Raw genomic sequence first — 21,061 nt, 5'->3', positions numbered from 1 at the left:
GGATGTTTAAGGTATAATAAAGTTAGTTTAAGAAGAATGAAAGGAAATGAAATGGAAAAGACCGAGTATGAATTATTATTAGATGCTTGTATTTTAGCCGGAAAACTTATGATGGAAAACGGTGCGGAGATGCATCGTGTAGAAGATACAATGAATCGCATTTTGGAGTCTAAGCAAGGTGAAGGTGCTGGGGTTAGTTTTGTTTTACCTACGGGTATCTTTGTAACGACTTCAGATGGTGAACAAATTAAAATGAAGCGAATTCAAAAGCGTCGAAGTAATTTAGCGAAGTTAGCAGATGTAAACCAATTATCACGTCTCTTTAGTGCCAATGAAATTGATGTTTATGAGCTCTATATGAGTTTGAAAGAAATAAATAGTGATGCAATGCAATATCCGGTATGGATGAAATATGTTGCGGCAGCATTCGTGAGTGCGTTTATGATGTTGATTTTTGAAGGGTCTCTTTTTGATTTTCCAATTACAATGCTTCTCGGAATGATTGGCTTTGGAATTCATTATTATGCTTCTAAAAAGTTAAATGTTAAGTTTATTGCGGAATTCATTGCCTCGTTTAGTATTGGTGTTTTGACGATTTGTTTACAAAGAAAGGGCCTTATTATAGATTTTGAGACGGTTATTATTGGAAGCATTATGTTGATGGTTCCTGGCATTCCTATCATGAATTCGATTCGTGATTTTCTTGTAGGCAATACGATATCGGGAACCGTATTTATGGTTGAGGCATTGTTTATTGCGATTATGATCGGTTCAGGTATCATGGCGTCACTTCAAGTAATGGCAGGTGTATTTCTATGATGACAATTGTGATACAGCTTGTGAGTGCATTTGCAGCAGCACTTGGATTTGGCATTATTATTGACGTACCAAAGCGTGCGTTGGTTTTTTGTGGCATCACGGGCATGATGGGATGGATTGTGAATTGGAGTTTGATACAACATGGATTTGATACGACATTAGCAATATTTATCGGTGCCGCAACGGTATCCATGTTATCCATGCAGTTTGCGAAGTACTTGAAAATGCCAACAACTGTTTTTAATATTCCTGCAATTTTCACATTAGTTCCAGGGATTATGGCCTATCAAACTGTAAAGGCATTTATTGGTGCTGATTATATATTGGGTATTGAATTACTCGTTCGAACCTTTACATTGTCAGTAACGATTGCGATTGCAATTGTTATGACAGAAGTCATTTATCGATTGGTGGTTCGTGTGATTCAACGTAAGTTTTGTCGTTCATAAAAAATGATAAACAAAAGGGGGAGTTATAATGAGTAAACGTATTTTAGATTGCAATGCGAGTGATTTTCTGACGATGGATGGTACAACCTTAAAGAATGCCATTAAGGCAGCAGAAGGTCGGACAATTTGTTCTGAAAATGTTGTTTTTGGCTCAGTCCAAGGGGGCATTACCAACGCAGAAGTTGCGAAGGCATTTGGTGCAGATTTAATTCTTCTCAATGGCTTTGATACACTCAAACCATTCATAGAGGGCCTTGGTGATTGTGAACCGCATGAAACCATACGAAAGCTTAAAAAGCTGGTAGGACGTCCCATTGGTGTGAATCTTGAACCGGTGGATTTTAAAGCAGCAATGTTAGAGTCGCAAGGCGTTATTGCCGAGGGCCGAATGTGTTCTGAGAAGACACTGAAAGCAGCTGAAAATCTTGGTTTTGATTTTATATGTCTTACTGGCAATCCTGGAACGGGTGTTACAAATCGTGAAATTGAGAAAGCGATTCAAAGTGCACGTACGCACTTTAGTGGAATGATTATTGCGGGGAAAATGCATGGTGCAGGCGTTGATGAATCGGTTGTTCCTAATGAAGCAACGCTAAAATCGTTTTGTGATGCGGGGGCGGATGTTATCTTGATGCCAGCAGTAGGAACGGTTCCGGGATTTACAGATGATGAACTTATAAGTGCAATTAAAGTAGTTCATAATAACAAGGGTCTTGTCCTTACAGCTATAGGAACAAGTCAAGAAGGATCAAGTAAATCAGTTATTGAGAATATTGCAATTCGCAATAAGATTGCTGGTGCAGACATTCAACATATTGGTGATGCCGGTTATGGTGGACTTGCATTGGTGGAAAATATTTTTGCGCTCTCGGTTGCGATTCGTGGTATCCGCCACACGACAACCATTATGTCCCGTTCCATAAACCGTTAATACAATTTTTTAGAAAATGATACCCATTTTATCTGATTTCGTTTATCATTAGGTATAAATTCAATTTTCAGTTAGGATGGTAGACATGAAGAAAAAACTCGGTTTATTGAGCATCATTTTATTAGGCATTAACGCTATTATTGGTTCAGGTATTTTTCTTTTACCGAATAAAGCAATGGCACTCATGGGAACAGCAAGTTTAGGTGTTTTTATTTTCAATATGTTTGTTGTGATGAGTATCGGATTGTGTTTTGCGGAGGCGGCAACGTATTTCAATAAAAACGGTGGTCCCTACGTTTATGCGAAAGAAGCATTTGGTGACTTTATCGGCTTTGAAGTTGGTTTTATTAAGTGGGCCATTTGTATCATTGCTTGGGCCACCATGGCCGTAGCGTTCGCAACAGCGCTGGGACAAATTATTCCAGCAGCTCAAGACCCAATGATACAAAATTGTGTGGTCGTTTGTATTTTAGTGGGACTCGGGATTGTGAATGTGATAGGGGTTAATGTATCTAAGATTCTAAATAATGTCGTGACGGTTTCAAAACTGGTGCCCATGCTCATGTTTATTGCGATTGGAATCTTTTTTATTCAACCGGGTAATTTCCACCCGGTACAAATCGAATCAACCGGTAATTTTGGAAAAACAGCATTGCTGTTATTTTATGCATTTACCGGATTCGAAAACATTTCGGTTGCTGCAGAGGATATGGAAAATCCGCAGAAGGATTTGCCGAAGGCAACGGTGATAGTGATGATTGTTGTTTCGTTTTTCTATTTTTTCATACAGCTGGTATCAATTGGAATTCTAGGACCAGAACTTGCGAACATTCCAACACCGATTCAGACTGCAATGGGGATGATATTAGGTCCTTTTGGATCTGCACTGGTCGCAGCGGGTACGCTTGTTTCTATAGGTGGTATAAATATTGCGAATTCATTTGTTACACCACGATGCGGTGTTGCACTTGCGGATGACGGATTACTTCCTTCATTTATCAGTAAACGAAGTAAACGTAATACACCCACATATGCCATCTTAATTTCAGTTGGTGTTGCAATTCCGATTGCACTCTCAGGGAGTTTCGCAACGCTTGCTGCAATCAGTGTTGTTTCGCGATTTGCACAATATATACCTACATGTTTATCTGTTTTGGTCTTTCGCAAACGCAATCAGCCTACGGAATTTGACTTTAAAATGCCCTTAGGTCCAGTTATTCCGCTTTTTGCGATTACCGTAAGTTTTTGGATGTTATCACAAGCAACCATGGAACAACTGCTTTGGGGGCTTGCAGGCTTGCTTATTGCAGTGCCTTTCTACTTTATAATGAAGTACAAGCGTCAAGATCCAACTGAGGCTTGATTGAACAAACAAAAGGGGTGTTAACATGAAAAAAATTAAAGAGAGTCTTTCCCTTTATGCACCAATCTATATCATCATTGCTATCGGCTTAGGGTGGCTTGTTTTTTCAAGGACCGGTAACTTCTTTTTTATAACGACATATCTTCTCGATATTGCTATCATCATGTCTGGGGTGGGTGTGTATAAATATAATCGAGAGTCCTTAAGTCATTTTGAAACGCCAGTTCTTTCAAAAGAAGTGCGATTTTTAGGTGTGTTTCTTCTGTGTTTATTTGGGATTAGTATCTTTTTATTTTTAACGCATCGTCTCGAGTTGGCCTATCTGATTACAGTGTCGCTGCTTGTTGCCGTGGGCACGCTTGATTTTACGTTGAAATACAAAGAACTAAGAAATCGAACAAAGTAAAACCAATGAAACAATGCATCCAGTTGTGTAATCGATTCATAAAGCATACAATAATCATAAAGGTGGTGATCCTTTATGATTACGTATCAACAAGATATCAAACTTGAATTGAACAATGTTTTGAAGCTGTATGAAGATGCGGGTTGGTATACCTATACAAACAATCCGGAAAAACTCATGCGAGCGATTGAAAATTCAATGATCACGCTTACGGCGTGGGATAAGAACCAACTTGTAGGACTTATCCGTGCTGTCGGTGATGGCGAGACCATTCTCTATGTTCAGGATTTGCTTATTCTGAATGAATACCAACGTCAGGGAATTGGGCAAACACTTCTGTTGACATTATTATCTTTGTATCCCGACGTTCGACAAACGGTCTTGGTAACCGATAATAATCCAAAACTCATAGAATTTTACAAACGAATTCCCATGACACTTATTGAGGATGCCCAGGGGAAATGCTTCGTAAAATATCGGAAAGGGGTCTCATGAAAGAAAACGGTTATGGTATTGGATTCGGACTCTTAATTGGAACGACGGTCGGAGTTCTGACGAACCACCTATCTACCTACTCAATGGTTGTGGTACCAAGTTTCGGACTTTTAATTGGCATTATCATTGAAAACATCATTAAAGCACACAAAAACTAAGCGCTCATTTTAAGTCGGCTAAAGGCGCAAATAAGGCTTAAAAAGGCATTCATTTCAATTTGAATTCAAAGCAAACTGGGGTGTGTTAAAATTTCATGATATGCATAAGCAATTTTTATTGCGCTTTACTATCGGATATGATATTATAACTTAGCACTTATCTAAAGTGAAAAAACTTTAGGCGGAAGGAGACATGTACATATGAAAAAAGGAATTCATCCAGAATACCACCAAACTAAAATTGTTTGTTCATCTTGTAATACTGAAATTGAAGTTGGTTCAACAGCAACAGATCTACGTGTAGATACTTGCTCAAACTGCCATCCTTTCTATACAGGTAAACAACGTTTTGCTAATGCAGCTGGACGTATTGACAAGTTCAATAAGAAATATGGTATAAAATAAGGTTCAACCTTATAAACAATGAAAAGAGTGTTGGCGACAACGCTCTTTTTTATGAGTAAATTATGAAATGTAAAAATATAGTGTTATTTTTAGGACTTTGTGTATTAATTTTGTTAAAATACGATAGAATAATAATGATGAGGTGAAAGAATATGATGTATCATCAATATCAAGAGGGTTATATCGAAGTCATTACAGGCTGCATGTTCGCTGGAAAGACTGAAGAGCTAATTCGTCGTATTAATGTTTTAAAATTTGCACATAAAAACATTATTGTTTTTAAGCCAGCTGTGGATAATCGCTACAGTGACAGTAAGGTCGTTTCGCATGCGGGAACTAGCGTGCAGAGTGTTGTAGTTGATAATGCGACAGACATCTTAAAATACGTTACGAAAGAAACGGATGTTGTTGCGATTGATGAAGTTCAATTCTTTGATGAAGAAATTGTTAAGGTGTGTGACCATCTTGCTTTAGAAGGCAAACGTGTGATGGTTGCGGGTCTTGACATGGATTTTCGTGGTGAACCTTTTGGCGTAATTCCTAAATTAATGACTACTGCAGAGTTTGTAACAAAACTAACGGCGGTTTGTACAGAATGTGGCGCACCCGCGACACGTACACAACGCTTAGTAAATGGAAAACCAGCATCCTATCATGACCCCGTTGTGATGATTGGTGCGAGTGAAGCGTATGAAGCACGTTGCCGACACGACCATATTGTTTTGGACAAACCTCAAATTAATGGATATAGCGAAGGTGATAAATAATGATGGAACAAACAATGAGAGACCGTCTTGAAAAGATCCAAGCACGTGATGAAGAAATCACTGAGATGATGATGTCTTCAGAAGTGTTGTCGGATCGTAAAATGATGGCAAAATTAGGTAAAGAGCAATCGTCCATGCAACAAGTCTTGCATGCATACCGACAATTCTTAGAAGCAGAAGACTTTTTCACGCAAGCACAAGAAATGCTTGCGGTCGATGAGCCTGAGTTGCAAGAACTTGCAGCGATGGAATCTGCGGAATATTCTGAAAAAATGGTAAAAATTATCGAAGAACTCGAAGTTCTGTTGGTTCCTAAAGACCCATCAGATTCCTTTGATGCAATTGTGGAAATTCGTGGAGCAGCGGGTGGCGATGAAGGAAATATCTTCGCAGGTGACTTATACCGTATGTACACCCGATATGCAGAAAGTCTTGGATACAAATATGAATTAATTGAAGCAATGGATGCTGAAGCGGGTGGATATTCTTTAATTTCATTCGTTGTTAAAGGTGCGGAACCATTCCGTCACTTTAAATTTGAATCGGGAGCACATCGTGTTCAACGTGTGCCAAAAACAGAAACACAAGGTCGAATTCATACTTCAACTGCAACCGTACTCGTTTTAGCGGATGTTGAGGATGAAGAAATTGATATTGATCCAAACGATCTTGAAATCGATACAATGCGATCATCCGGTGCCGGTGGACAACACGTTAATAAAACGGACTCAGCAGTCCGTATTGTTCACAAACCTACAGGGATTGCAGTGAAGTGTCAAGATGGTCGTTCACAACACGATAATAAAGATAAAGCAATGCGCTTAATTCGTGCTCGTGTTTATGAAGAACACCAACGTCGTGTACAAGCAGAACGTCATGGCGAACGTCAGTCGAAAGTTGGTACTGGAGACCGTTCTGAAAAAATACGTACATACAACTATCCACAAAATCGTGTGAGTGATCACCGAATTGGATTAACATTACAAAAATTAGATATTATTATGGAAGGTAAGTTGGATGAAATTGTTAATGCTCTTCTTGAGCAAGAACAAAAAGAAATCCTTGAACAAGGTGCTTAATGACTTATAAAGATTTAGTTAATGAGGGAACAGCGATTCTCGACAAAGCAAATATCTATACGGGCTTCGCTCGTGTTTTGATGCTTGAACTTTTACGAGATCAAGACTTGGATATGTTTGCTATTTACAATGAAACGGTTGATGCTGTTTTCTCTGACGAATATCGAAATAAGATCAATCAATTAACTACAGACGAGCCTTTAGGGTATGTCTTGGGCTATGAATGGTTCTACGGCTATAAAATGTTTGTGAATGAGGGAGTTCTTATACCGCGTTCAGAAACTGAAGAGCTTGTGGGTCATCTTTTATCGGATATTGATGCACATTTTGATACACCCGTAATTGCGGATGTTGCTTGTGGTAGTGGTGCTATCGGCATTGCTTTAGCGAAAGAATTAAACTTAAAAGTATATGCTTCGGATATTAGTGAAGAAGCATTGGAAGTAGCACGCCATAATGCGGATTACAACCAAGCAGATATGGAATTTATGCAAGGAGATATGTTAGAACCATTAATCGAGAAAAATATTAAACTTGATGTTCTAGCATGTAATCCACCTTATATTAAAAATACAGAACATATTCAAACATCGGTATTAAATAATGAACCTCATGTTGCCTTATTTGGTGGTGAGGATGGTTTGTTTTTCTATCGCAAAGTGTTTGAAAAGGCACATCTTGTTTTAAACGATAAAGCAGTGATGGCTTTTGAGATTGGTTTTGATATTGGAGAAGCCGTTGTTTCTTTAGCTCAAGAATTTTTTAGTGACGCTAAGATTGTGCTTCGTCAAGACATCAATGGCCTTGATCGTATGGTCTTTGTCTACAAGGGTATTAATCACGAAGATTAGTATCTTTTTTTTGGGGATGTGTATGATAAAATAGACGTAGAGAGTAGAGGAAACGATATGGATACAAAACGATTTAATAAAGATCAAAGTGATGATATTGCACAAATGATTCAAGAGGGTGGGCTTGTCGCGATTATGACGGATACAGTATATGGCTTGGCTGCAAGCAGTGCCGATGGTGCTTTGTATCAAAAGCTAAAGGATGCGAAGGAACGTCCTGAGAATAAACCATTCCCATTGATGGTTGGTTCCCTTGATCAAATTGAGTGCGTTGCGGAATTAACAGACCGTGATCGTCACCTCATGAAAACCTTTATGCCAGGTGCTGTGACATTTATTTTTAATATCAAAGATGGCGTGTTCCCTTTCTTAGGCGATCAACGCACAATTGGTATTCGTATGGCAGATGATGTATGGGTTCAAGACATTATTAATAAAGTAGGCTATCCAATTTGGCTTCCATCCGCAAATCGTTCTGGGTTTGATACTGCAATTTCATCGGACATGGTTATTGATCAACTTGATGGCCGTATTGAAGGTGTGGTTTTGGGAGAGTGTGTCGGAGGGGTTTCATCCAGTGTGTTTGATATTACAGGGGATGAAATTAAGTGTTTACGACAAGGTGTTATTACATTAGAAGAAATCAATAAGGAGGTAGGATTATGAAAATCGCTATAGCAGCGGACCACGGAGGGTTTGAAACAAAAGAGGGACTCCGTTTAGTTTTAGAAGAAATGGGTCATGAAGTTAAGGATTTCGGGGTTTACTCCGAGGAATCCCAGGACTATCCTGATTTTGCGTATCCTGCTGCAAAAGCAGTAGCAGAAGGTCTGTATGATCGAGGTGTTGTTGTTTGTGGAACCGGTGTTGGGGTTTCAATCGTGGCGAATAAGGTAAAAGGGATTCGCTGTGCGCTTGTGACAAGTACGGAAGTTGCTCAACTTACACGTGAGCACAATGATTCAAATATGCTCGCATTAGGAGGCCGTACAACACCTTATGAAACCAATGTCGCAATTCTTAAGACATGGATTGAGACACCATACAGTGAAGATGCACGTCATGGTCGTCGTATTTGTAAGATATCTGATTTAGAGACCAAGGAGGGCCGTGAATGAGAGATACAAAAGTATTTGAAGCCATTGAATTAGAAGAGCAACGTCAACTTGATCACATTGAGTTAATTGCTTCAGAAAATTATGTTTCAGATCAAGTACTGGAAGTTACCGGAAGCATTCTAACGAATAAATATGCGGAAGGGTATCCTGGAAAACGCTATTATGGCGGTTGTGAGTATGTGGATGTTATTGAAAATTTAGCGATTGACCGTCTTAAAGAAATTTATGGTGCAGAGCACGCGAATGTTCAACCGCATAGTGGCTCTCAAGCGAATATGGCCGTATATATGACTGTATTAGAACATGGTGATGTAGTTTTAGGGATGGATTTAAATTCGGGTGGTCATCTTACTCATGGACACCAATTAAACTTCTCGGGAATTAATTACACATTCTTCGGATATGGTGTTGATAAACACACTGAAATGATTGATTATGACTATGTATTGAAAAGAGCTTTAGAAGTTCAACCTAAATTAATCGTGGCAGGAGCAAGTGCATATTCTCGCGAAATTGACTTCAAACGTTTTAAAGAAATTGCGGATGAGGTTGGCGCTTATCTTATGGTAGATATGGCTCATATTGCTGGTCTTGTAGCTTCAGGACTTCATCAAAGTCCCGTTCCTTATGCAGACTTTGTAACAACAACAACGCATAAAACACTGCGCGGTCCGCGTGGGGGAGCAATTCTCTGTAAAGAAAAATATGCTCGTAAACTGGATCGATCCGTATTCCCTGGAATGCAAGGGGGACCTTTAATGCATGTGATTGCAGGAAAGGCTGTGTGCTTCTATGAAGCGTTGCAACCAAATTTCAAAACATATCAAAAACAAGTTATCTTGAATGCACAAACACTTGCAGATGCGTTTGCGGATTTAGGATACCGTTTGGTAAGTGGTGGAACCGATAACCATTTAATTCTTGTGGATGTGAAAAACAGCATAGGAATGACGGGGGCACATGCGGAAAAAGTCCTTGATAAAGTAGGTATTACCATAAACAAAAATGCAATTCCTTTTGATTCGGAAAGACCAGCAGTCACCAGTGGAATCCGTCTAGGATCTCCTGCAATGACAAGTCGCGGCTTTAAAGAGGAAGAGTTTAAAAAGATTGCTTATTGGATTCATGAAGCATTGACGCACTATGAAGACGAAGAAATCTTGGCACGAATTAGTAATGAAGTAAAAACATTAACACGTCAATACCCGGTGAGAGGAGAAAGAATATGATTACAGTATTAAATCACCCATTAATTACACATAAACTTACACAAATGAGAATGGAATCAACAAAAACAAAGGATTTCCGTCAAAATCTCGATGAAATAGCAGGTCTAATGGCCTATGAAATCACACGTGATCTCAAATTAGATCCAATTACAATTCACACACCATGTGGAGAATATGATACATTTGAAATGAAACGTGATGTTGTTTTAGTTCCGATTTTACGTGCAGGCCTTGGTATGGTTGATGGAATTCAAAATTTAATTCCAACAGCAAAAGTAGGACATGTTGGTGTATATCGTGATGAAGAAACACTGATGCCACATGAATATTTCGCAAAATTCCCTGAAAACCTAGCAGAATCTGAAGTCTTGGTTTTAGACCCAATGTTAGCAACAGGTGGTAGTGCAGATGCAGCGATTGAAATCGTTAAAAAACATGGGGCAAAGACAATTAAACTTGTTTGTCTTGTTGGTGCACCTGAAGGGGTAGAGCTTATCAAAAAAGCACATCCAGATGTTGATATTTTCTTAGCGGCATTGGATGAAAAACTCAATGACGATGGCTATATTGTTCCAGGTCTTGGTGATGCTGGAGACCGTATTTTCGGTACGAAATAATTTCCAAACCACAGTTTTTCTGTGGTTTTTTTGTTTTGATTCATGCATTACTAAAAGGAGGGGTTCACCATGATTGTGGAAGTGTGTGCAGGAAGTGTAGAAGATTGTATTGTTGCGAATGCATGCGGTGCAAATCGTATTGAACTAAACAGTGGTCTTTATCTCGGTGGTTTAACACCGAGTGTGGGCATGCTTATATCAGCGAAAAAATATACGACGTTACCAATTATTACGATGGTTCGTCCCCGCGGCGGCGGATTTTTTTACTCTATGATAGAGTTTGAGACAATGGTTCTTGATGCAGAGCGCTTAATTCAAAGTGGATCCGATGGTTTGGTTTTTGGGTTTCTAAATGAAGATGCCTCAGTAAATAAAGAACGAACCCAACAATTCGTAGCGATGTGTAAAAGTGCGGGAATTGAATCTGTATTTCATCGTGCTTTTGATTGTGTGAACGATCCCGTTCAAGCAATCGAAGATTTAATTGCTTGTGGGGTTGATCGTGTATTAACAAGTGGTCTACAAGCTCAGGCAGGCGCGGGCACCGATTTATTGGCAGACCTTAATGCGAAGTATTCTGGGAAAATTGAATTTTGTGTGGGTGCAGGCGTGAATGAGCATAACGCTTTAGAAATTGTGGATAAAACAGGGATTACACAACTTCACAGCTCATTTAAAACGTGGTATTTGGACCCTACAACTCAAAATGATACGGTATCGTATGCTTATAGTGATTTAGGTGCCTTCGAGGGTGTGAGTGAGGAAAAACTCAAAGTGTTTATCAAGACGATTCAAAGTCGATAAAATCTGTTATAATATTAAAAACGGTGATGGAATTCACCATAATTGCGACAGCTGATAACTCCTACATAGACCATAGGGTCTTTTTGTAGGAGTTTTTTTTATGGAGGCGTTATGATTTATACAATGGTGTTAATTATTGCTTTAGGTTTTCTTTTGAAAAAGGTAGGACTAAGACTACACCTACCACCGTTGATTTTGTTGGTTCTTATGGGAATGGTTATAGGGCCTTTTGGGTTGGATTGGATTCATCCAACGATTCAAGGGTTATCCCCCGACATTAGAGGTGTCGCTCTGATCATTATTCTGTTAAGGGCGGGGTTTGGGATTGATCGCGAAAATCTTATGCACGTGGGTCGACCAGCGTTATTTCTAAGCTTTGTACCGGGAGTTTTTGAGGCGGTGACGGTAATGGCTCTAAGTGTCTACTTATTGGGGTTCACTGTAATACAAGGCGGGATGATGGGGTTTATTTTGGCCGCGGTGTCACCGGCTGTTGTTGTTCCCATGATGGTTTATCTTGAAAAGAGCCAAATAGGCACAGAAAAAAAGATTCCGACACTCATATTGGCTGGAGCTTCCGTGGATGATGTAGTCGCTATCTCAATTTTCTCTGTTTTTCTAAGTCTTGCGACTGCAAGGACGGCCTCAACGCTTCAAATTATGCTTAGATTACCCGTAATGATAGTTTCTGGAATTATTTCCGGGGTAATGCTGGGGCGCCTTATCAGTGCATTGGGGAATCATACAAAATACACGGTAGTCCTTCTACTCTTTCTCGCTTTTGTTTTACAAAAAACAGAAAGCGTCTTTCCGGTTGCATCACTTCTAGGAATTATGGTGAGCGCCATAACAATTAAAGAGTATAATCCACAGATATCGGATTATCTTTCGCAGGCGATGGATTCACTCTGGATGGTTGCGGAGGTGTTTCTTTTTGTGCTGGTTGGTGCGCAAGTGGATTTTAAAGCCGCGCAGTCATCGGGTATAATCGGAGTTGTGATCATTATTGGTGCTCTTTTGATGCGTATGGTCGGTGTGTTTATTTCATTGATTAGAACAGATTTAAAGCTTAAGGAACGCGTTTTTGTAGCAATTTCATACATACCAAAGGCAACAGTTCAAGCCGCGATTGGTGGTACACCCTTGGCGCTTGGATTGGCACATGGCGATGTAATTCTTGCGTTATCTGTGCTTGCGATTTTAATGACAACACCTTTGGGAGCAATTGGAATGAATTTAAGTGCAAAGGGACTTCTGGAATGAACGAAAAACAAGAATATCGTAAATTTTGTTATTTTATATTATCAATGGAATTTCGATGTGTTATTTGGTATAGTAATATAGGTGAATAATTATGCATGATATCCAAAGAATTGTTTTATATTTCGTATGTTTTCTCGCAAGTGCGTATGCGCTCAGTGGGATTGATTTTCATAAAGTGATGCGAAAAGGTAGTGAAACGCGTATTCAATTACTCTACATATTCTTATCTCTTGGATTAGGTTATGTTGTAGCGCAGTTTTTAATGGGATTATCATTCGCTTATTTCATGTAGAAAAGACGAGAGAATTGGAGGACAAAGAATGTTTTCAAAAGCAGTCGGAATTGACTTAGGTACCGCAAATATTTTAATTTATGTAAAAGGCGAAGGCGTCGTTTTAGACGAACCTTCTGTAGTATCCATTGATGCTGAAACTAAAAAATGCCTTGCTGTAGGACAATCAGCAAAAGATATGTTAGGACGTACACCAGGACGTGTTCTAGCAATTCGTCCATTGAAGGATGGGGTTATTGCAGATTTTGAAGTGACAGAAATGATGCTTCAATATTTTGTTAGAAAATTAAACCTGAAGGGGATGTTTTCTCGACCAACAATTTTAATTTGCTGTCCATCAAACATTACATCTGTAGAACGTAAAGCGATCAGTGATGCTGCTTACCGTGCAGGTGCAAAACGTGTTTACATCGAAGAGGAACCAAAGGTTGCTGCAGTAGGAGCAAATCTTGATATTTCTAAACCAGCGGGATCAATGGTTTTAGATATAGGTGGAGGAACAACGGATGTTGCAATCCTTTCACTTGGAGAAATCGTAACAAGCACCTCACTAAAAGTTGCGGGAGACCGTTTAGATCATGACATTATCAAATATGTTAAAGATACTTATAAACTTTTAATTGGTGATCGTACCGCTGAAGAAATTAAAACACATATTGGAACTGCTCGTATTGACAGTGTCAAAGACATGGAACAAACTACAATTGCGGTTAGTGGTCGCGATTTAGTTACAGGTCTTCCAAATACAATTACATTAAAAGCGGAAGAAACAGCGAATGCAATGCACGAAAGTCTTCAAGATATTGTTCGCGCATGCCGTACTGTTCTTGAACAAACACCTCCTGAATTATCAGCAGATATTGTAGGACGAGGAATTGTCCTTACAGGTGGTGGTGCTCTATTACATGGCCTTGATGAATTAATTTCACATGAATTAAGTATTCCAGTTTATGTTGCTGAAAACGCATTAACTTGTGTAGCTGAAGGAACAGGAATCATGTTAGAAAACTTAGACTTAGTACGATAATTACAACTAAGTGTTTTAAAAAGAGCCAATGGCTCTTTTTATTTAGGGAGTATTCTATTAAAAGATTATCTAGTTTCGGAGGGATTTTTATGATGAAACTAGAACCTGGTTGGCTAAAAAAATGTGAAAACCGGTCCATTCATCGGACGGTTGAAGATTATTTAAATACATATCGAAGTTATATTTATCTGTTGCCACCCTACTATATTCGAAAAGAATGTATCAGTGGTCTGAATCGAATGTGTCGGCAAAAAAATTGGTCGTGTGAATCGTTGAATTTGAGTGTATCGATTGGGGATATCTGTTATATGGAGTTTGGGCAGGCTTTTATCAATGAAGCCGGTTATCAACATTTTGGATTGGTTATGGGAATTTTCAACTATAAACTATTTGTCGTGCCGATGACTTCAAATTATGAAATTATTCAGCAGGCGCGCAATATTAATCAGTTGGGAAAGCGCCATTTATATTACATTGGGCAGATTCCGGGTCTAAATAAGTCTTCGGTACTCTTCCTTAACGATTGTAAATATGTTAATTCAGCAAGAGTGATTTCAATTAATGGACGAATTGATCCGAATGGACCGATGTTTAAAGAAATTCGTGATCTAATTATAAAAGAAACGTTTGGTATGGAGGTAAGTGAAGATGCATAAACAATGGATTGTAGGTGTATCGGGAGGCCCTGATTCAATGGCCCTTCTCGATAAACTTTCGCAACAAGGCATAGATTGTGTTGCGGCCCATGTTAACTATGGTAAAAGAGAAACAAGTCAACGTGACGAAGACATCGTCAAAGCATATTGTGAAAAACATCAGATCACATTCGAATGCTTGAACTATATCGATGATGGTCAAAACCATAATTTTCAACACCAAGCGCGGGAGTTTCGTTATGCCTTCTTTAGAAATCTTGTAAATAAGTATCAAGCCGAAGGCGTCGCGGTTGCCCACCACTTTAACGATGATTTGGAGACGTATCTTTTCCAAAAAAAACGAAATATGGAAAGTGAGCACATTGGCTTGGCCGAGTATACACAAATCATGGGGATTACAGTTTGGCGTCCGCTTTTGGATATGACAAAAGCAATGATTCTTAAGTATTGTGAAGAACAGCAAATTCATTTTGGTATTGATGAATCGAATTTAAGTCTTGACTATACACGCAACCAAATACGTCATGAGATTTCGAAGATGGATAAGGCATCATATGAAAGTTTAGTTAAAGAAATGGTTGCTGCAAAGCAATGTGGTGAAAAAAGGAGTAAAATAGTGAGGAGTATCGCCTTACAATTGGGTTCTAAAGTTAAGGTCGATATGTATGCTCTAATCCAGGATGGAATACGGACACGCGTGCTTCGTTTGTGGATGTCACAACATGGAGTCGATACGCATACAATGAGTGGACGTTTTCTGAAAGAACTTGATGAACTCATTCTGCAAGAAAAGGCATTTCTCCAGTTTGGGGACATGCGGCTGAGTTCAAGTTATGGTGAACTATCCCTTGCAAAAAACGCTGCATTTGAATATCACTATAATGAGATAAGGTATGAATCTACGAATCATTTTATCTTAAGTAAGACGGGTCAAACGATTCAAGGTGTAACCCTTTCTGAATCTGATTTTCCAATTGTGATTCGAAATGCCCGTGAGGGAGATGCAATTAAAATGCGGTTTGGAACGAAGTCATTAAATCGATTCTTTATTGATCGAAAAATACCACGTCATGAACGTGAATTGTGCCCTGTTATTGTGAATTCTTCGCAACAAATTGTGTTTGTTGTGGGAATGGGTTGTGATGCGCATCATTACTCTAACAATCCCAATCTTTTTATGTTAGAATTATAGTTATCGCAGGAGGATTATTTATAGTATGCACCAAGATGTAGAGAGTATTTTGATTAGTGAACAAGAAATTGAAAAAAGATGTGAAGAACTCGGACAAGTTATCACAGAACATTATAAAAATGTAGAAGGTCCGCTCGTACTTGTGGCACTTTTAAAAGGATCCGTACCATTCCTTGCACGCCTCATTAAGTATATCGACCTTGATATCGAATTTGATTTCATGGATGTTTCAAGTTACGAAGGTACGGAATCATCACGCGATATTCGAATTTTAAAAGATTTGGATCGTTCAATTAAAGGCACGAATATCTTACTTGTAGAAGATATTGTGGATACAGGAAATACCCTAAAAGCAGTTATTAAACTCTTAATGAATAAGGGCGCTAATGATGTAAAAGTTATCACATTGTTGGACAAACCATCACGTCGTGAAGTTGATGTATATGCTGACTTTATTGGGTTTGAAATCGAGAACCTATTTGTAATCGGTTTTGGTATGGACTATTATGAAAAATATAGACAATTACCATACATTGGAATTTTAAAAGATACAGTCTATAAGTAAGGAGTGAATCCCGTTGAAAAACAATAAAAAGAATAATATTATCTTGATGGTAATGACTGTAATGATGGCACTTGTTATCATGCAGTTAGCTGCACATCAAACACAAAAAGTTTTACCTGTTAAAGAATTCTACAGTGTTGTAGAAACAAAAAAAGTTGAAAATACAATTATTAAACCAAATAATAATGTTATTGATATTACAGGTGTGTATGTTGAAAATGATCGTAAGATTGGATTTTCAACACGTTTACCCAATACACCAGAACAACTTAACGCAGTAACGAAGTTACTTGCTGAGAAAGATGCCGCAATGTTGACAGCAGACCCAAATGAAAGTAATTTCTTTGTGGATTTCTTGCTTGTAATCATTCCTTACATCTTATTGGGTGGATTTATGTTCTTCCTTTTCTCAAAAATGGGAAATGGTGGTAATAATAAAGCCTTTGAATTCAGTAAATCTCGTGCTAAGGTCCAAGGTGATATTAAAGTTCGCTTTAAGGATGTAGCCGGTGCTGAAGAAGAAAAACAAGAAATGGAAGAGCTAATTGAGTACTTACGTCATCCAAAACGCTTTGAAGCGATGGGAGCTCGAATTCCAAAAGGGATGCTTCTTGTAGGCCCTCCAGGAACGGGTAAAACATTGCTCGCGAAAGCAGCTGCTGGAGAAGCAGATGTACCATTCTATGCAATCTCCGGATCTGACTTTGTGGAAATGTTTGTGGGTGTTGGTGCGAGTCGTGTTCGTGATATGTTTAAAAAAGCAAAAGCAACAGCGCCTTGCATTATTTTCATCGATGAAATTGATGCTGTCGGACGCCAACGTGGTGCTGGTATGGGTGGTGGACACGATGAACGTGAACAAACACTTAACCAACTTCTCGTTGAGATGGACGGTATTGAAGAAAATTCAGGGGTTCTTGTATTAGCGGCCACAAACCGTGATGATGTCTTAGACCCTGCGTTGCTTAGACCAGGACGATTTGACCGCACAATTACGGTTGGGTTACCTGATGTAAAAGGTCGTACTGAAATCTTACAAGTTCATGCACGCAATAAAAAAATTGCAGATGATGTTGTCCTCAAACACATTGCGCGTCGTACTCCAGGGTTCTCAGGAGCTGATCTTGAAAACGTATTGAACGAAGCAGCAATTCTTTCGGTTCGAGAAAATAAAACGGAAATCACGACCGATATTATCGATGAGGCGATTGACCGTGTTATTATGGGACCTGCTAAAAAATCGAAAAAATATACTGAAAAAGAACGTTATATGGTTGCGGTTCACGAAACCGGACATGCAATTATTGGTATTAAACTAAAAAGTGCTGATAAAGTACAAAAAGTCACAATTATTCCACGTGGACAAGCAGGTGGTTATAACTTGATGACACCTCGTGAAGAAACCTTTACACAAAGTCGTTCAGACTTAATGGGTAAAATCACAGGGTATCTTGGTGGTCGTGTTGCTGAGGAAATTGTCTTTAATGAAATTTCTACAGGTGCATACTCTGATATTCAATCCGCTACCAAAATTGCACGTGCAATGGTTACTCAATATGGTATGAGTGACTTAGGACCAATTCAATATGATAGTAACGATGGAAATGTTTTCTTAGGAAGAGATATTTCTCAACCGCAAAACTACTCCGGTCAAATTGCATTTGAAATTGATAAAGAAGTTCGTCATATTATTGATCAATGTAAAGAAGATGCACGAAAACTTATTGAAGAAAACCGTGATCTACTTGATCGTATTGTTGAAGCACTTCTTGAATATGAAACAATTACTGCAGAACAAATTCAAAATATTGTTGAAGGCCGTGAAGCCAACGACGATGGTGTGATTGCAGCTGAAGTTGTCAGCGAAACAGTTCAAGAACCTGACACAACAATTGATACAGAAATTTAAGCTTAGAGGGAGCCCCAATTCGTTGGGGCTTTTTTAAGAAAAAGGAGATAATGATGAGTGATAAAATCGTTCGCGCAATGGCGCTAAATGGCAATGTTCGAATTTTTGTGGCCAAAACAACAAATCTCGTGCAAAAAGCACATGAACTTCATGGGACCTATCCGGCTGCATCCGCTGCACTAGGTCGCACCCTCAGTATTGGTGCAATCATGGGAACAACATTAAAAAATGATGATGAGAAATTAGTTATTGAAATTCGTGGTGATGGCGAATTAGGCCATATTCTTGTTAATGCAGATAACAAGGGGTTTGTGCGAGGTCTTGTATCAAATCCTCATGTACATAAAGTAAACAGCATTGGTAAACTTGATGTTGGTGGATCCATCGGTAATGGAACCCTTCGTGTAACACATGATGTGTTAGATGGAATGGCGTTCAGTTCTCAAGTAGAACTTCAATCAGGTGAAATTGGTGATGACTTTGCTTATTATTATGCACAGAGTGAGCAAATTCCATCAGCGGTTTCAGTGGGTGTCTTAGTTAATGAAGATCTATCCATTAAATCTGCAGGTGCAATTTTAATTCAGGTTCTTCCTTCCGCAACAGAAGAAGATATTTTGGAAATTGAAAAAACACTTGCTAAGCTTCCGCCTGTATCAAATCTTATGATTGAAAAAGATGCGATTGAAGTGTGTGCAGACCTATTTAGTGATGTTTTGATTCTTGAAACAACGGATACGCAATATTATTGCGGATGTAATAAAGAACAGATGGCGGATGTCTTACGTACCTTAAGTACGGACGAGCTTAAAGAACTTATTGCGGAAGATAAAGGGGCCGTTTTAGAATGCCATTATTGTCATTCAAAATATGAATTTAGTGAAGACGATTTAAATGAAATCATTTGCGAACGCAAGAAGAACTAGATTGTATCTTCTTGAATTTGGGGAATACGAATACACAGAAACCATAAATTATGGTATGATACAACACGAAAAGCGATGAATTTGTTTCATATTAGTTAGATGCTTGCGATAGTATTAAGAATAAATTGTTGTTATGTGTGATTTTAACGGCCGTTTCACTAAATTAGATGAATTCATTGGTAGAATTTGATAAGATAGAATCAGATTATTTACATAAGAAAGAGTGATAATATGGGACATGAATTAACAGAACAAGAAATTGTTCGTCGTGAGAAAATGGAGGCTTTGCGTGAACAAGGTATTAATCCTTTTGCGAGTGGATTTAAACCTGAAGAACGCTCATCCGACATTGTTGGTGCTTACGATAGCAAATCAAAAGAAGAACTCGCAGAATTGGAAGCGACAACTAAAATAGCAGGTCGTGTTATGACGAAACGTGTTATGGGTAAAGCGGGTTTTATGCATCTTCAAGATCGTGATGGACAAATCCAAGTTTACGTTCGAAAAGATACCGTTGGAGACTTAGCATTTGAGTACTTTAAGGAGCTTGATTTAGGGGATATTTTAGGTGTTGAAGGAACAATTTTCCGTACTAATCACGGTGAATTATCCGTTAAAGCAAGTGAATTAACACACCTTACCAAAGCATTGCGACCATTACCTGATAAATTTCATGGTCTCCAAGATAAAGAAGAACGCTACCGTCGTCGTTATTTAGATTTAATTATGAACGAAGACTCACGCCGGACTGCCATGTTGCGTCCGTTAATTATGCGTTCCATTCGAAAATTTTTCGATGATCGCGGTTTGGTTGAAGTTGAAACTCCTGTTTTAACACCAATCTTATCTGGTGCAGCTGCACGTCCTTTTGTGACACACCACAATACATTAGATATGGAATTTTACTTAAGAATTGCGACAGAACTTCCTTTAAAACGCTTAATCGTTGGTGGTATGGAAGGTGTTTATGAAATTGGTCGTTTATTCCGAAATGAAGGAATGAGTCCAAAACATAACCCAGAATTTACAACAATTGAAGCTTATGTCGCATACGCAGATATGTATGACATGATGGATATCAGTGAAGGTTTGCTTGAATACCTTGCGCATGAAGTTTTAGGAACCACTGAAATTGTATATCAGGGTACAGAACTTTCTTTGAAAGGACCATACCGTCGTGTACATATGGTTGACTTAATTAAAGATGTAACTGGTATTGATTTTTGGAATGTTACATCAGATGAAGAAGCTGTTGCGATTGCGAAAGAACATAATATTAATATGGCAAAACATCAATTATCATTTGGTCATGTTGTAAATGAGTTCTTTGAAACATTCTGTGAAGAGAAGATCGTTCAACCTACATTTGTTTATGGTCATCCTGTCGAAGTATCACCATTAGCAAAGAAAAATCCTGAAGATCCTCGTTTTACTGATCGATTTGAGATGTTTATTGATGCACGTGAATATGCGAATGCATTCTCCGAGCTTAATGATCCAATCGATCAACGTGAGCGCTTTGAGAGTCAATTGAGTGAACGTGAACTTGGAAACGAAGAAGCGAATGAGATGGATGTTGATTATGTTGAAGCGTTAGAATACGGAATGCCACCAACAGGTGGAATCGGTATCGGTTTAGACCGCCTCATTATGCTCTTAACAGACAGTGCAAGCATTCGTGACGTCTTGTTGTTCCCACATATGAAAAAAAGATAAAAGAAAAAAGATACTAACACAGCG

General features: G+C 38.7%; 25 protein-coding genes and 1 riboswitch. All 25 genes read left to right on the top strand.

Annotated features, from left to right (window positions below; all coding sequences use genetic code 11):
• The first annotated feature begins 36 nt into the window (after positions 1-36).
• The 25 genes from EPJ89_RS02950 (at position 37) to lysS (ending at position 21,037) form a co-directional block, all read left to right on the top strand.
• Entirely contained in the window at positions 37-819 is a 783-nt protein-coding gene (locus tag EPJ89_RS02950) for a threonine/serine exporter family protein (protein ID WP_244660796.1), read from the top strand.
• Complete coding sequence (locus EPJ89_RS02945) at positions 816-1,268, top strand: threonine/serine exporter family protein (RefSeq protein WP_125163957.1); 453 nt, start codon at positions 816-818, stop codon at positions 1,266-1,268. Before EPJ89_RS02950 ends, EPJ89_RS02945 begins: the two co-directional genes overlap by 4 nt.
• A gap of 28 nt (positions 1,269-1,296) precedes the next feature.
• Entirely contained in the window at positions 1,297-2,199 is a 903-nt protein-coding gene (locus EPJ89_RS02940) for a haloacid dehalogenase-like hydrolase (protein ID WP_161636830.1), read from the top strand.
• Positions 2,200-2,284: 85 nt separating this feature from the next.
• Positions 2,285-3,562: an APC family permease gene (locus EPJ89_RS02935; protein ID WP_161636829.1), complete on the top strand. Its 1,278-nt coding sequence runs from the start codon at positions 2,285-2,287 to the stop codon at positions 3,560-3,562.
• Between the two features lie 25 nt (positions 3,563-3,587).
• Positions 3,588-3,968 (top strand): hypothetical protein, encoded by a 381-nt coding sequence (locus EPJ89_RS02930; protein WP_161636828.1) that lies wholly within the window; start codon positions 3,588-3,590, stop codon positions 3,966-3,968.
• A gap of 75 nt (positions 3,969-4,043) precedes the next feature.
• The gene (locus tag EPJ89_RS02925) at positions 4,044-4,463 is read left to right on the top strand and encodes a GNAT family N-acetyltransferase (RefSeq protein WP_161636827.1); all 420 of its coding nucleotides are present in this window, start codon (positions 4,044-4,046) and stop codon (positions 4,461-4,463) included.
• Positions 4,460-4,621 (top strand): hypothetical protein, encoded by a 162-nt coding sequence (locus EPJ89_RS02920; protein WP_200542855.1) that lies wholly within the window; start codon positions 4,460-4,462, stop codon positions 4,619-4,621. The genes EPJ89_RS02925 and EPJ89_RS02920 overlap by 4 nt, the downstream gene beginning before the upstream one ends.
• A 201-nt stretch (positions 4,622-4,822) precedes the next feature.
• Positions 4,823-5,026: a 50S ribosomal protein L31 gene (gene rpmE, locus EPJ89_RS02915; RefSeq protein ID WP_018580309.1), complete on the top strand. Its 204-nt coding sequence runs from the start codon at positions 4,823-4,825 to the stop codon at positions 5,024-5,026.
• 155 nt (positions 5,027-5,181) lie between these two features.
• Positions 5,182-5,793, top strand: a complete 612-nt coding sequence (locus tag EPJ89_RS02910) for a thymidine kinase (RefSeq protein WP_164503768.1) — start codon at positions 5,182-5,184, stop codon at positions 5,791-5,793.
• Positions 5,793-6,872 (top strand): peptide chain release factor 1, encoded by a 1,080-nt coding sequence (prfA, locus tag EPJ89_RS02905; protein WP_200542854.1) that lies wholly within the window; start codon positions 5,793-5,795, stop codon positions 6,870-6,872. The genes EPJ89_RS02910 and prfA overlap by 1 nt, the downstream gene beginning before the upstream one ends.
• Positions 6,872-7,723 (top strand): peptide chain release factor N(5)-glutamine methyltransferase, encoded by an 852-nt coding sequence (gene prmC / locus EPJ89_RS02900; RefSeq protein ID WP_125163965.1) that lies wholly within the window; start codon positions 6,872-6,874, stop codon positions 7,721-7,723. The genes prfA and prmC overlap by 1 nt, the downstream gene beginning before the upstream one ends.
• Positions 7,724-7,780: 57 nt before the next feature.
• Positions 7,781-8,389 carry an L-threonylcarbamoyladenylate synthase gene (locus EPJ89_RS02895; protein ID WP_125163966.1) on the top strand — a complete coding sequence of 203 codons (609 nt, stop codon included), beginning with the start codon at positions 7,781-7,783 and terminating at the stop codon, positions 8,387-8,389.
• On the top strand, positions 8,386-8,841 hold the full coding sequence (gene rpiB, locus EPJ89_RS02890; protein WP_125163967.1) for a ribose 5-phosphate isomerase B: 456 nt from the start codon (positions 8,386-8,388) through the stop codon (positions 8,839-8,841). The genes EPJ89_RS02895 and rpiB overlap by 4 nt, the downstream gene beginning before the upstream one ends.
• On the top strand, positions 8,838-10,070 hold the full coding sequence (gene glyA, locus EPJ89_RS02885) for a serine hydroxymethyltransferase (protein ID WP_200548951.1): 1,233 nt from the start codon (positions 8,838-8,840) through the stop codon (positions 10,068-10,070). The genes rpiB and glyA overlap by 4 nt, the downstream gene beginning before the upstream one ends.
• Positions 10,067-10,687: a uracil phosphoribosyltransferase gene (upp, locus tag EPJ89_RS02880; RefSeq protein ID WP_125163969.1), complete on the top strand. Its 621-nt coding sequence runs from the start codon at positions 10,067-10,069 to the stop codon at positions 10,685-10,687. The genes glyA and upp overlap by 4 nt, the downstream gene beginning before the upstream one ends.
• Before the next feature lie 69 nt (positions 10,688-10,756).
• Positions 10,757-11,491 carry a copper homeostasis protein CutC gene (locus tag EPJ89_RS02875; protein ID WP_161636825.1) on the top strand — a complete coding sequence of 245 codons (735 nt, stop codon included), beginning with the start codon at positions 10,757-10,759 and terminating at the stop codon, positions 11,489-11,491.
• A 13-nt stretch (positions 11,492-11,504) separates the two neighbouring features.
• A riboswitch (Fluoride riboswitch) is annotated at positions 11,505-11,562 on the top strand.
• A 40-nt stretch (positions 11,563-11,602) separates the two neighbouring features.
• The gene (locus tag EPJ89_RS02870) at positions 11,603-12,754 is read left to right on the top strand and encodes a cation:proton antiporter (protein ID WP_200548950.1); all 1,152 of its coding nucleotides are present in this window, start codon (positions 11,603-11,605) and stop codon (positions 12,752-12,754) included.
• Positions 12,755-12,845: 91 nt separating this feature from the next.
• Positions 12,846-13,046, top strand: a complete 201-nt coding sequence (locus EPJ89_RS02865) for a DUF1146 domain-containing protein (RefSeq protein ID WP_018580299.1) — start codon at positions 12,846-12,848, stop codon at positions 13,044-13,046.
• 28 nt (positions 13,047-13,074) lie between these two features.
• Positions 13,075-14,073 (top strand): rod shape-determining protein, encoded by a 999-nt coding sequence (locus EPJ89_RS02860; RefSeq protein ID WP_003774334.1) that lies wholly within the window; start codon positions 13,075-13,077, stop codon positions 14,071-14,073.
• 89 nt (positions 14,074-14,162) lie between these two features.
• A complete protein-coding gene (locus tag EPJ89_RS02855) occupies positions 14,163-14,729 on the top strand; it encodes a hypothetical protein (protein ID WP_161636823.1) in 567 nt (188 codons plus the stop codon).
• Positions 14,722-15,921, top strand: a complete 1,200-nt coding sequence (gene tilS / locus EPJ89_RS02850; RefSeq protein WP_125163971.1) for a tRNA lysidine(34) synthetase TilS — start codon at positions 14,722-14,724, stop codon at positions 15,919-15,921. The genes EPJ89_RS02855 and tilS overlap by 8 nt, the downstream gene beginning before the upstream one ends.
• Positions 15,922-15,946: 25 nt before the next feature.
• The gene (hpt, locus tag EPJ89_RS02845; protein ID WP_161636822.1) at positions 15,947-16,486 is read left to right on the top strand and encodes a hypoxanthine phosphoribosyltransferase; all 540 of its coding nucleotides are present in this window, start codon (positions 15,947-15,949) and stop codon (positions 16,484-16,486) included.
• A gap of 13 nt (positions 16,487-16,499) precedes the next feature.
• Positions 16,500-18,395 (top strand): ATP-dependent zinc metalloprotease FtsH, encoded by a 1,896-nt coding sequence (ftsH, locus tag EPJ89_RS02840; protein WP_161636821.1) that lies wholly within the window; start codon positions 16,500-16,502, stop codon positions 18,393-18,395.
• A 53-nt stretch (positions 18,396-18,448) separates the two neighbouring features.
• Entirely contained in the window at positions 18,449-19,321 is an 873-nt protein-coding gene (gene hslO, locus EPJ89_RS02835) for an Hsp33 family molecular chaperone HslO (protein WP_161636820.1), read from the top strand.
• 231 nt (positions 19,322-19,552) lie between these two features.
• Complete coding sequence (gene lysS / locus EPJ89_RS02830) at positions 19,553-21,037, top strand: lysine--tRNA ligase (RefSeq protein ID WP_161636819.1); 1,485 nt, start codon at positions 19,553-19,555, stop codon at positions 21,035-21,037.
• The last annotated feature ends 24 nt before the right edge of the window (positions 21,038-21,061 follow it).

This window comes from Erysipelothrix sp. strain 2 (EsS2-6-Brazil) (genome assembly GCF_016617625.1).
Lineage (GTDB): Bacteria > Bacillota_I > Bacilli_A > Erysipelotrichales > Erysipelotrichaceae > Erysipelothrix > Erysipelothrix piscisicarius.
The sequence above is the reverse complement of the archived record's forward strand: the minus strand, read 5'-3'. Positions and strand labels throughout refer to the sequence as shown.

Coding starts and splice junctions, on each gene's coding strand:
- EPJ89_RS02950 (WP_244660796.1), top strand. CDS start 37: ATGAAAGGAAATGAAATGGAAAAGACCGAGTATGAATTATTATTAGAT.
- EPJ89_RS02945 (WP_125163957.1), top strand. CDS start 816: ATGATGACAATTGTGATACAGCTTGTGAGTGCATTTGCAGCAGCACTT.
- EPJ89_RS02940 (WP_161636830.1), top strand. CDS start 1,297: ATGAGTAAACGTATTTTAGATTGCAATGCGAGTGATTTTCTGACGATG.
- EPJ89_RS02935 (WP_161636829.1), top strand. CDS start 2,285: ATGAAGAAAAAACTCGGTTTATTGAGCATCATTTTATTAGGCATTAAC.
- EPJ89_RS02930 (WP_161636828.1), top strand. CDS start 3,588: ATGAAAAAAATTAAAGAGAGTCTTTCCCTTTATGCACCAATCTATATC.
- EPJ89_RS02925 (WP_161636827.1), top strand. CDS start 4,044: ATGATTACGTATCAACAAGATATCAAACTTGAATTGAACAATGTTTTG.
- EPJ89_RS02920 (WP_200542855.1), top strand. CDS start 4,460: ATGAAAGAAAACGGTTATGGTATTGGATTCGGACTCTTAATTGGAACG.
- rpmE (WP_018580309.1), top strand. CDS start 4,823: ATGAAAAAAGGAATTCATCCAGAATACCACCAAACTAAAATTGTTTGT.
- EPJ89_RS02910 (WP_164503768.1), top strand. CDS start 5,182: ATGTATCATCAATATCAAGAGGGTTATATCGAAGTCATTACAGGCTGC.
- prfA (WP_200542854.1), top strand. CDS start 5,793: ATGATGGAACAAACAATGAGAGACCGTCTTGAAAAGATCCAAGCACGT.
- prmC (WP_125163965.1), top strand. CDS start 6,872: ATGACTTATAAAGATTTAGTTAATGAGGGAACAGCGATTCTCGACAAA.
- EPJ89_RS02895 (WP_125163966.1), top strand. CDS start 7,781: ATGGATACAAAACGATTTAATAAAGATCAAAGTGATGATATTGCACAA.
- rpiB (WP_125163967.1), top strand. CDS start 8,386: ATGAAAATCGCTATAGCAGCGGACCACGGAGGGTTTGAAACAAAAGAG.
- glyA (WP_200548951.1), top strand. CDS start 8,838: ATGAGAGATACAAAAGTATTTGAAGCCATTGAATTAGAAGAGCAACGT.
- upp (WP_125163969.1), top strand. CDS start 10,067: ATGATTACAGTATTAAATCACCCATTAATTACACATAAACTTACACAA.
- EPJ89_RS02875 (WP_161636825.1), top strand. CDS start 10,757: ATGATTGTGGAAGTGTGTGCAGGAAGTGTAGAAGATTGTATTGTTGCG.
- EPJ89_RS02870 (WP_200548950.1), top strand. CDS start 11,603: ATGATTTATACAATGGTGTTAATTATTGCTTTAGGTTTTCTTTTGAAA.
- EPJ89_RS02865 (WP_018580299.1), top strand. CDS start 12,846: ATGCATGATATCCAAAGAATTGTTTTATATTTCGTATGTTTTCTCGCA.
- EPJ89_RS02860 (WP_003774334.1), top strand. CDS start 13,075: ATGTTTTCAAAAGCAGTCGGAATTGACTTAGGTACCGCAAATATTTTA.
- EPJ89_RS02855 (WP_161636823.1), top strand. CDS start 14,163: ATGATGAAACTAGAACCTGGTTGGCTAAAAAAATGTGAAAACCGGTCC.
- tilS (WP_125163971.1), top strand. CDS start 14,722: ATGCATAAACAATGGATTGTAGGTGTATCGGGAGGCCCTGATTCAATG.
- hpt (WP_161636822.1), top strand. CDS start 15,947: ATGCACCAAGATGTAGAGAGTATTTTGATTAGTGAACAAGAAATTGAA.
- hslO (WP_161636820.1), top strand. CDS start 18,449: ATGAGTGATAAAATCGTTCGCGCAATGGCGCTAAATGGCAATGTTCGA.
- lysS (WP_161636819.1), top strand. CDS start 19,553: ATGGGACATGAATTAACAGAACAAGAAATTGTTCGTCGTGAGAAAATG.